11 protein-coding genes are annotated in these 9,153 nt (G+C 52.2%); 10 read left to right on the forward strand and 1 reads right to left on the reverse strand.

The window, feature by feature from the left end; all coding sequences use genetic code 11:
• Positions 1–10: 10 nt before the first annotated feature.
• From Q0499_RS22830 to antC, 6 genes are all read left to right on the forward strand, one after another.
• The gene (locus tag Q0499_RS22830) at positions 11–1,252 is read left to right on the forward strand and encodes a styrene monooxygenase/indole monooxygenase family protein (RefSeq protein WP_299205094.1); all 1,242 of its coding nucleotides are present in this window, start codon (positions 11–13) and stop codon (positions 1,250–1,252) included.
• 1 nt (position 1,253) lies between these two features.
• A complete protein-coding gene (locus Q0499_RS22835; protein WP_299205097.1) occupies positions 1,254–1,784 on the forward strand; it encodes a flavin reductase family protein in 531 nt (176 codons plus the stop codon).
• 79 nt (positions 1,785–1,863) lie between these two features.
• A complete protein-coding gene (locus Q0499_RS22840) occupies positions 1,864–2,754 on the forward strand; it encodes a transporter (protein WP_299205101.1) in 891 nt (296 codons plus the stop codon).
• A gap of 29 nt (positions 2,755–2,783) precedes the next feature.
• The gene (gene antA, locus Q0499_RS22845; protein WP_299205104.1) at positions 2,784–4,178 is read left to right on the forward strand and encodes an anthranilate 1,2-dioxygenase large subunit; all 1,395 of its coding nucleotides are present in this window, start codon (positions 2,784–2,786) and stop codon (positions 4,176–4,178) included.
• Entirely contained in the window at positions 4,178–4,681 is a 504-nt protein-coding gene (gene antB, locus Q0499_RS22850) for an anthranilate 1,2-dioxygenase small subunit (RefSeq protein WP_299205107.1), read from the forward strand. The genes antA and antB overlap by 1 nt, the downstream gene beginning before the upstream one ends.
• Before the next feature lie 135 nt (positions 4,682–4,816).
• Positions 4,817–5,836, forward strand: coding sequence for an anthranilate 1,2-dioxygenase electron transfer component AntC (gene antC / locus Q0499_RS22855; protein WP_299205110.1), 1,020 nt, complete (start codon positions 4,817–4,819; stop codon positions 5,834–5,836).
• A 31-nt stretch (positions 5,837–5,867) separates the two neighbouring features.
• Here the strand turns inward: antC and Q0499_RS22860 are convergent, their stop codons facing one another.
• On the reverse strand, positions 5,868–6,005 hold the full coding sequence (locus tag Q0499_RS22860; protein WP_299205113.1) for a hypothetical protein: 138 nt from the start codon (positions 6,003–6,005) through the stop codon (positions 5,868–5,870).
• Between the two features lie 158 nt (positions 6,006–6,163).
• On the opposite strand from Q0499_RS22860, the gene Q0499_RS22865 reads away from it, so the two are divergent.
• Genes Q0499_RS22865 through Q0499_RS22880 form a run of 4 tightly spaced genes read left to right on the forward strand, consistent with a single transcriptional unit; the run spans position 6,164 to position 9,044 of the window.
• Positions 6,164–6,745, forward strand: coding sequence for an aminodeoxychorismate/anthranilate synthase component II (locus Q0499_RS22865; RefSeq protein ID WP_299205116.1), 582 nt, complete (start codon positions 6,164–6,166; stop codon positions 6,743–6,745).
• 10 nt (positions 6,746–6,755) lie between these two features.
• Complete coding sequence (trpD, locus tag Q0499_RS22870; RefSeq protein WP_299205119.1) at positions 6,756–7,790, forward strand: anthranilate phosphoribosyltransferase; 1,035 nt, start codon at positions 6,756–6,758, stop codon at positions 7,788–7,790.
• Between the two features lie 6 nt (positions 7,791–7,796).
• Complete coding sequence (trpC, locus tag Q0499_RS22875; protein ID WP_299205122.1) at positions 7,797–8,609, forward strand: indole-3-glycerol phosphate synthase TrpC; 813 nt, start codon at positions 7,797–7,799, stop codon at positions 8,607–8,609.
• Positions 8,610–8,636: 27 nt separating this feature from the next.
• Complete coding sequence (locus Q0499_RS22880; protein WP_299205125.1) at positions 8,637–9,044, forward strand: OsmC family protein; 408 nt, start codon at positions 8,637–8,639, stop codon at positions 9,042–9,044.
• Positions 9,045–9,153 lie beyond the last annotated feature (109 nt).

Here is a 9,153-nt window from a genome sequence, read left to right on the forward strand (position 1 = left end):
AGTAAATTTTATGTCACGTAAAATCGCAATTATCGGTGCTGGACAGTCCGGCCTTCAGACTGGAATCGGCCTTTTGAAACAGGGCTACCAGGTCACTATGTTATCTAACCGGACCCAGGACGATATTCGTTCCGGCCGGGTCACTTCAAGTCAGTGCATGTTCGATATGGCGCTGAATACAGAAAGAGAGCTGGGGCTTAATTTCTGGGAAAACGATTGCCCGCCGGTCGAGGGTATTGGCCTGACGGTGCCCAATCCCGAACGTCCGGGAGAGAAGCTGATCGACTGGGCGGCCCCTATCGACAACAAAGCGCAGTCTGTGGATCAGCGTCTGAAGATGCCGGTGTGGATGGATGAGTTTGTCCGTCTGGGTGGCGAGCTGGTGTTCAAAGATGCCGGTATTGAAGAGCTTGAAGCGCTGGCAGTCTCACATGATCTGGTGTTGCTGGCGGCTGGTAAAGGCGAGATCGTCCGACAGTTTGAGCGAGATGCTGAACGTTCAGTGTTTGATAAACCACAACGCGCCTTAGCACTCACCTATGTGCATGGTATGACGCCTAAAGAACCGTTCTCGCGGGTCGCGTTCAACCTGATTCCCGGTGTCGGTGAATACTTTTGTTTCCCTGCCCTGACCCTGAGCGGTCCCTGTGAAATTATGGTGTTTGAAGGTGTTCCGGGTGGCCCGATGGATTGCTGGGGCGATGTGGAAACCCCGGAACAACACCTGGCCCGCAGCCTTGAGATCGTCAATACCTACTGCCCATGGGAAGCGGAACGTTGCAAGAATATTCAGCTGACCGATGACAATGGTGTGCTCGCTGGTCGCTTCCCACCAACGGTGCGTAAGCCGGTAATGACTCTGCCTTCCGGACGTAAAGTGCTGGGGATGGCGGATGCGCTGGTGGTCAACGATCCGATCACCGGTCAGGGCTCAAATAATGGTGCTAAGTGCAGCAAGATCTATCTGGATTCCATTCTTGCCCGGGGTGATCAGACATTCGATGAAAGCTGGATGAAGGATACCTTCGAAACTTACTGGGCTTATGCAGAAGATGTGGTCGGCTGGACCAATAGCATCTTGCTGCCCCCTGAAAATCATACCCTCAACCTGCTGGGTGCGGCACAACAATCCCCCGAACTGGCTAAGACCATCGCCAACGGTTTTAACAATCCAGTGGATCTGATGCCCTGGTGGACCAATGCAGACGCCTGTAATCAGGTCGTTGGCGAATATTTTAAACAGGAGGCCTGAGATGACCGCTTCTAATACACAGTCTATCAATTCCGCAGCTGCTGTTGATATGCCGCTAATTGATACCCGCGAGCTGCGCAACACCTTTGGCATGTTTGCCACGGGTGTTACCGCCATCACCGCATTGGGCGATAACAATCAGCTGGTGGGGATTACCGCCAACTCTTTCTCATCGCTGTCGTTAGATCCGGCTCTGATTTTGTGGAGTCTGGTACTGACCTCGCCCAGTGTGGCGGCGTTTGATGAGGGTAAATATTTCAATGTGAATATTCTCAGTCAGCGCCAGGAAGGACTGGCAATGCAGCTGGCGACCCGTTCTGAGGAAAAGTTTTCCGGTGTTCAGTATCGCTTGAGTCCAACCGGGGTGCCGCTGTTGGAGGATGCATTGGCAACCTTGCAGTGTCAGGTGGAGTTTACCCGTGTCGCCGGTGATCACCTGCTGATCGTCGGCCGGGTGCTGGACTTTGACCGGGCCGATGAGGGCGAGCCGCTGGTGTTTTATCGGGGCGGTTTTAAACAACTTTGTGATTGAACCCTGCGCCACTGAGTCCGGCTGCGGCGTCAGTTTGCAGCCAGGTTCTGATCATACCAATAATAAGGAATAACCACTCATGAAACGTACCGTTAACTATGCAATGGGGTGTCTGATCGGGGCAGCTTTAATCACTACCCAGGTTCAGGCGACTGAGGGCGGTGGCTCAAACTACCCTATGGGGGCTGAAGATCTTATGGTGGGCGCTTTGCCACCACCCGGGCTTTATCCGCTGATCTACGCTGAGCACTATCAGGCAGATGATTTTAAGGGTAATGACGGTAAAAACCTGCCTATCAACTTCAGCCTGAAAGCCGATGTTGTGGCGCCACGTCTGCTTTATGTCACCGATAAAACGGTGTTCGGTGGTCAGCTGTTTTTTGCCGGATTGTTACCCCTGGTTGATCTGGATGTATCGGTCATGGGGATGAACGATAGCGAGTCGGGTATCGGTGATCTGGACCTGACCGCCGCGCTTGCCTTCCATCACAGTCCTCAGTTTCACACCGCTGTGGGTGTCGATGTGATCGCGCCCACCGGCGAATATGATTCCGCCCGGCTGGCCAATATTGGCCGTAACTACTGGACTGTTCAGGGTATCTACGCCGCGTCCCATATTGATCCTGCCGGAGTCAATTGGGGGGTAAAAGTGATGTATGACTACAACTTCGAAAATGATGCTACCCATTATCGGTCGGGTCAGGAGTTGCATGCCGATTATTCACTGGGCTATGGCGTATCACCGAACTGGGTGGTGGGTGTCGGTGGGTATGCCTATAAACAGTTGACCGGAGATGAAGTCAACGGCACGGATATCGGTAATAAGGGCCAGGCTTTTGCCGTCGGTCCTGCGATTAAATATGACAACGGCAAAGGCTTCTTTCTATCCGTTAAGTATCAAAAAGAGATGGCGGTTGAAAACCGGCCTCAGGGCGATGCTTTCTGGATAAAAACGATTGTGAAGTTTTAATCAATTAGCCGAGCCAGGAGACTGAATCAATGAATACTAATTCGAAACAAACACTGCTTGAGTGGCGCGATAAGGTTGAAAGCTGGACCGACTTCCGTCCTGAAGAAAATGTATATCGGGTGGCCCGCGAGATGTTTACTGATCGTGACCTGTTCGATATTGAAATGGATCTGATCTTTGAGAACACCTGGATCTATGCCTGCCATGAGAGTCAGATCGCCAACCCCCATGACTTTTTTACTATGCAGGCGGGTCGTCAGGCGATGATCATCACCCGTGATGGTAATGGTGAACTGAATGCGCTGATAAATGCTTGTCAGCATCGTGGCGCAACCCTGACACGAGTATGTCGAGGCAACCAGTCTACCTTTACCTGTCCGTTTCATGCGTGGTGCTATAAGACCGATGGCCGGCTGGTGAAGGTGAAAGCACCCGGCGAATATTCCGATGACTTTGATAAGTCCACCCGGGGGTTGCGTAAAGCGCTGATCAGCTCTTACAAAGGGTTCGTTTTCATTAACCTGAATACCGCCTGTAGCGAGTCACTGGAAGACTTTCTCGGTGATGCCCGTATCGGTTTTGACATGATGGTGGCGCAGTCAGAGAACGGTGAGCTGGAAGTGCTGCCGGGGTCCTCCTCCTATACCTTTGATGGTAACTGGAAACTACAGAACGAAAACGGTCTGGATGGTTATCACGTCAGTACTGTGCACTATAACTACGTAGCGACGGTGCAGTATCGTCAGCAGCTGGAAGTAGAAAAGCATGGCGCTGGCAAAAAAGTGCTCGACTACAGCAAGCTGGGGGCGGGCGATAAGGAAACCGATGATGGCTGGTTTGCTTTTAACAACGGTCATACCATCCTCTTCAGCGATATGCCCAACCCTGAGGTTCGTCCGGGCTATGCCTCGGTTATGCCTCGCCTGATCGAAGAGTACGGTGAAAGCCGGGCGCAGTGGATGATGCACCGTCTGCGTAACCTCAACATCTACCCCAGCCTGTTCTTTATGGATCAGATCAGCTCTCAACTGCGTGTGGTTCGCCCGGTCGCCTGGAATAAGACTGAAGTGCATAGCTTCTGTCTCGGGGTTAAAGGCGAATCCGATGACGACCGGGAAAACCGTATCCGTCAGTTTGAGGACTTCTTTAACGTTTCCGGTATGGGTACGCCGGATGATCTGGTGGAGTTCCGCGAAGCCCAGAAGGGTTTTGAAGCGCGCCTGGAACGCTGGAATGAGATCTCCCGTGGCTGTGAAAAATGGACCACTGAGCCTACCGTCAATACCCGGGCTCTGGGTATTCACCCGGCCATGACCGGCACCGAGTTCACCCATGAAGGTCTCTATGTCAATCAGCACTCTACCTGGCAGCGTTATCTGCTGCGGGGGCTGGATCTTAAACTGCAGCAGCAGGAGGAAAAGTGATGACCACCGAAATGAAAAACGCTGCCCTGCAGAGTATTGAACAGTTTCTGTATAAACAGTCCGAGCATTGTGATCGTCAGCAGTGGGATGAGTATCTGGCAGCCTTTGATGAAAATGCCGAGTTTCATATTCCCCAGTGGGACTCCGAGCATGTGCATACCACCGACCCTAAACGGGAGATGTCGCTGATCTACTATGCCACCCGGGCAGGTCTTGAGGATCGGGTCTTCCGCATCCGCACCGGCAAGTCGGCGGCTTGTACCCCGATGCCCCGCACCCTGCATAGTGTTAACAATGTGCAGGGCGAAGAGCAGGCGGATGGTACCTGGAAGGTTAAGGCCAACTGGGTGACACACTTTTACCGTTTTGGTGAATCTGAAGCCTTCTTTGGCCGGGCTGAATATATCCTTCGAGCCGATAGCGACAGTTGGAAAGTCCTTCGTAAACAAGCGATTTTATTGAACGATAAAATTCGTCATGTGCTTGATTTCTATCACGTCTGATCGGTTATCAGGTCGGATTTAAGATCTTTAGGCTTCAGAGCAGAGCCCGCTTTGTTCCCCTTCGCGGGCTTCTGCAACGGTCTGTATGTCGTCGATTCCGGTCTTTTATCAGGCGAAGATTCTCTGAGGTGTTTTATGAATAAAGTTGCTTTGAATTTCAGTGACGGGCGCACCAAATTTATTGGTGTTAACGCTGGAGAAACTGTTCTTGATGCGGCCCTGCGTCAGGGTATTACGATTCCGGTGGATTGTCGTGAGGGTGTTTGTGCCACCTGTAAAGGGCGGTGCAGCTCCGGGGATTACCAGCTTGAATATGTTGATGAGGATGCGTTGAGTCAGTCAGATCTTGAGCAGGGCAGTGTGCTGACCTGTCAGATGCGGGTGGCATCCGATTGCGCCATCGAGTTTGGCTTTGAGTCAACGCTCTGTACCAGCTCCGGGCCGGAAGAGCTGGAGGCCGTGATTACCAAAATAGACCTGGTATCAGAATCCGCCGCGGTGGTTTACATCGATGCCAGGGCCCGCGGTGACCAGTTGGATTTTCTGCCAGGACAGTATGCCCATGTGAATGTGCCGGGCACCGAAGAGTGGCGTTCCTACTCCTTTGCCTGTGCGCCAAATGAGACGAATCAGCTGCAGTTTCTGATTCGGCTTCTGCCACAGGGGGTGATGAGCGACTATCTGCGTGACCGGGCAAAACCGGGCGAGCGGATGAAACTGAAGGCGCCGTTGGGAGCTTTTTATCTGCATCAGATCAAGCGTCCGCTGATCTTTGTCGCTGGTGGAACCGGGCTGGCTGCGTTTCTCGGGATGCTCGATCAGCTGGTTGAGAATCCTGAACGTTGTGATCAGCCGATTACACTGTTTTACGGCGTCACTCAGGTGGCTGATCTGTGTGAGATCGAGCGTATCCAGCAGTTTGCAGAAAAGCTACCTAACTTCAGTTACTACAGCATCGTGATGAAAGAGGCTGCAGGCTGGCAGGGGCCGGTTGGGGTGGTTACCGATCTGTTTGAGGATAGCCATTTCAACGATGGCGAGGTTGATCTCTATCTGTGTGGGCCTCCGCCGATGGTGGATGCCGTTAAGGGCTGGCTGGATGAACGGGAGATGGCCAATAGTGCGATCCATTATGAGAAATTCTCCGCCAGCTAACGCTGCTTTGCCTGCCAGGCTCACCTGCTACTTAAAAAAGCAGCGCATATTTACCTTCAGCGACTAGTACTTCCAATACCTGGATATCATGGAAACGGATATGCAGGTATTTTTGCTCTGGCTGTTTATCGCTGTTTTCCTCTGTTAGCCCCCCGGTGAGGGTTTTCATCGCGCATCAGTATTATCCAGAATTAGGTTGCTGTACTATAATCGGCTGTTCTTCGAGGCCGTCTGCTGCTCAGTTTCGATTTCTTAGGTTTATAAACCGGGTAACCTGAATAAGGCTCGATGTTATTAATTATATAAATCAATAGGTTAAATATTGATATGTTGCTAATGATCGATAATTACGACTCGTTTACCTATAACGTCGTGCAATATCTGGGTGAACTGGGCGCTGATGTTCAGGTGTATCGTAATGATGAAATTACCATCGAACAGATCGAAGCCCTGAATCCTACTCAGCTGGTGATCTCTCCCGGTCCCTGTACGCCAAATGAAGCGGGTATCTCTGTTCCGGCGATAAAACATTTTGCCGGTAAACTGCCGATCTTTGGTATCTGTCTGGGCCATCAGAGTATGGGGCAGGCCTTTGGCGGTGATGTGGTGCGTGCCCGTCAGGTGATGCATGGTAAGGTCTCTCCGGTTTATCACCACAATACCGGGGTGTTTGCCGGGCTGGAAAATCCGGTCTCTGTGACGCGCTATCACTCACTGGTGATTGATAAGAATACCTTGCCAGATTGTCTGGAGATCACCGCCTGGACTCAGAACGATGATGGTAGTGTCGATGAGATCATGGGCGTGCGGCATAAAGAGCTGGATATTGAGGGGGTGCAGTTCCATCCGGAATCTATCCTCACTCAGCAGGGCCATGATCTGCTGCAAAACTTTTTAAACCGAGCATAAGGACGACACAATGGATATCAAACAAGCGCTGGCGCGGGTGGTCGATCATATTGACCTGAGTCGCGATGAAATGGTTGATGTTATGCGTCAGGTGATGACCGGTGAGTGTTCTGAATCGCAGATCGCCGGTTTTCTGGTGGCGCTGCGCATGAAGAGTGAATCGATTGATGAGATTACCGGGGCTGCTCAGGTGATGCGTGAGCTGGCAACGCCGGTAAAAGCAACCTCTGCGCCGTTGGTCGATATCGTCGGTACCGGTGGCGATGGCGCCAACCTGTTTAACGTGTCTTCTGCCAGCGCCTTTGTCGCTGCGGCTTGCGGTGTTTATATCGCTAAACATGGTAACCGTGGGGTTTCTTCCAGCAGTGGCAGTGCTGATCTGCTTGAGCAGGCGGGAATCAATCTCGACCTGAGCGCAGAAGCGGTAGCTCGCTGTATCGATGAAGTCGGGGTTGGCTTTATTTTTGCGCCCGGTTTTCATGGTGCGATGAAGCATGCTATTGGCGCTCGCCGTGCTCTGGGTGCCCGAACCATGTTTAATATCCTTGGGCCTATGACCAATCCGGCAGGGGCCCAGCGTCTGGTTGTCGGTGTTTTTAGCAAGAAACTCTGCAGACCTATGGCTGAGGTGATGCAGCAGCTTGGCGGTGAGCACATTATGGTCGTGCATGCGGATGATGGTCTTGATGAGATCAGTCTTGCTACACATACCCATGTCGTTGAACTTAAAGATGGCGCGATCACAGAATACAGATTGTCACCAGAGGATCTGGGGCTGGAGAGTCAGAGTCTGATTGGCCTGGATATCGATAGTCCGGCGCAGTCGCTCGAGCTGATAAAGAAAGCCTTCTCTGGAGCCCAGGATACCGTGGCTAAGAAGGCGGCATCGATGGTGGCGCTGAATGCTGGCGCGGCGATCTACCTCAGCGGTCAGGCTTCCAGCCATAAAGAGGGCGTGACAAAAGCCCTGGAAGCGATCCACTCGGGTGCGGCACTGAATAAAATGCAACAGCTGGCAGAGTTTAGCCAGTCGCTGAAGGATTGAACAACGATGACTGATACACCCACCGTGCTAAAAAAGATAATTGCACGGAAATATGCAGAGATTGCTGAGCGTCAGCCGGTAAACAGTATTGCTGACCTGAAAGCGCAGATCGCTGATCAGCAGGGCAGTGCGACGGACCCTCGTGGTTTTGTCGCAAATATGGCGAAAACACTGGCTGAAGGGCGTTCGGCTATTATTGCGGAAGCGAAAAAAGCCAGCCCTTCCAAAGGGGTGATTCGTGATCCCTTTGTGCCAGCCGATATTGCCCGTTCCTATGAGGCGGGCGGTGCGAGTTGTCTGTCAGTGCTCACCGATGCTGATTTCTTTCAGGGCAGCGAAGCTTTCCTGATGGAAGCGCGTGCCGCCTGTTCCCTGCCGGTTATCCGTAAGGATTTTATTGTTGATCCTTATCAGATCTATGAAGCCCGGGCGATCGGTGCCGACTGTATCTTGCTGATTGTGGCCGCGCTGGACGATGCTCAGATGGCGGATCTCAATGCCCTGGCACTTGAGCTGGGTATGGATGTGCTGATTGAGGTGCATAACCAGGTTGAGCTGGAACGCTCTCTGCCGCTGGGTAACACGCTGGTGGGGATCAATAACCGCAACCTGCACACCTTTGAAGTGTCTCTTGATCACACCTTTGCGTTGCTGGATAGTGTGCCTGAGGATCGTATCGTAGTTACCGAAAGCGGCATTCTCTGCCGGGAAGATGTTATCGCCATGCGTGAGCACAAGGTTAACAGCTTTCTGGTGGGTGAAACCTTTATGCGCGCCGCTGATCCGGGTAGTAAGCTGGCTGAACTGTTCGCCAAATAATAACGATTGAAAGAAGATACAGAGACTATGCAAGCAAAAGTAAAATGGGACGGCGATGTCCGTTTTAAGGGAACCACCGGTTCCGGATTTGATATCACCATTGATGGCGAGTTGAAGCAGGGCCCGCGGCCAATGGAGCTGATGCTGCTGGGCCTGGGTGGTTGCACCTCTTACGATGTCATCGGTATTCTGAAAAAAACCCGTCAGGATGTGGTGGATTGTGTCGCCGAGATCGATGCTGAACGTGCCGATGCCGTGCCAGCGGTGTTTACCAAGATCCATGTGAAATTTATTGTTTCCGGACGCGGCCTGAGCGAGAAGAAGGTTGAGCGTGCGGTAAAACTGTCGGCTGAACAGTACTGCTCAGCATCCCTGATGCTGGAAAAGGGTGGCGTAGAGATTACCCATAGCTTTGAGATTGTAGAGGTGGAATAAACATCGTTGTTAGAACGTCGCTGCGCGACTGGCTAGCAGACTGTCGGACTTAATCGAATAAAGCCTCTATGAGATAATCGCGCCACCCTGGCAACGACCGGATAACGAT

It is taken from the genome of uncultured Amphritea sp., assembly GCF_937127095.1.
Lineage (GTDB): Bacteria > Pseudomonadota > Gammaproteobacteria > Pseudomonadales > Balneatricaceae > Amphritea.

Bases quoted from the DNA above. Each gene is read 5' to 3' on its own strand.
- Q0499_RS22830 (WP_299205094.1), top strand. From the start codon at position 11: ATGTCACGTAAAATCGCAATTATCGGTGCTGGACAGTCCGGCCTTCAG.
- Q0499_RS22835 (WP_299205097.1), top strand. From the start codon at position 1,254: ATGACCGCTTCTAATACACAGTCTATCAATTCCGCAGCTGCTGTTGAT.
- Q0499_RS22840 (WP_299205101.1), top strand. From the start codon at position 1,864: ATGAAACGTACCGTTAACTATGCAATGGGGTGTCTGATCGGGGCAGCT.
- antA (WP_299205104.1), top strand. From the start codon at position 2,784: ATGAATACTAATTCGAAACAAACACTGCTTGAGTGGCGCGATAAGGTT.
- antB (WP_299205107.1), top strand. From the start codon at position 4,178: ATGACCACCGAAATGAAAAACGCTGCCCTGCAGAGTATTGAACAGTTT.
- antC (WP_299205110.1), top strand. From the start codon at position 4,817: ATGAATAAAGTTGCTTTGAATTTCAGTGACGGGCGCACCAAATTTATT.
- Q0499_RS22860 (WP_299205113.1), bottom strand. From the start codon at position 6,005: ATGAAAACCCTCACCGGGGGGCTAACAGAGGAAAACAGCGATAAACAG.
- Q0499_RS22865 (WP_299205116.1), top strand. From the start codon at position 6,164: ATGTTGCTAATGATCGATAATTACGACTCGTTTACCTATAACGTCGTG.
- trpD (WP_299205119.1), top strand. From the start codon at position 6,756: ATGGATATCAAACAAGCGCTGGCGCGGGTGGTCGATCATATTGACCTG.
- trpC (WP_299205122.1), top strand. From the start codon at position 7,797: ATGACTGATACACCCACCGTGCTAAAAAAGATAATTGCACGGAAATAT.
- Q0499_RS22880 (WP_299205125.1), top strand. From the start codon at position 8,637: ATGCAAGCAAAAGTAAAATGGGACGGCGATGTCCGTTTTAAGGGAACC.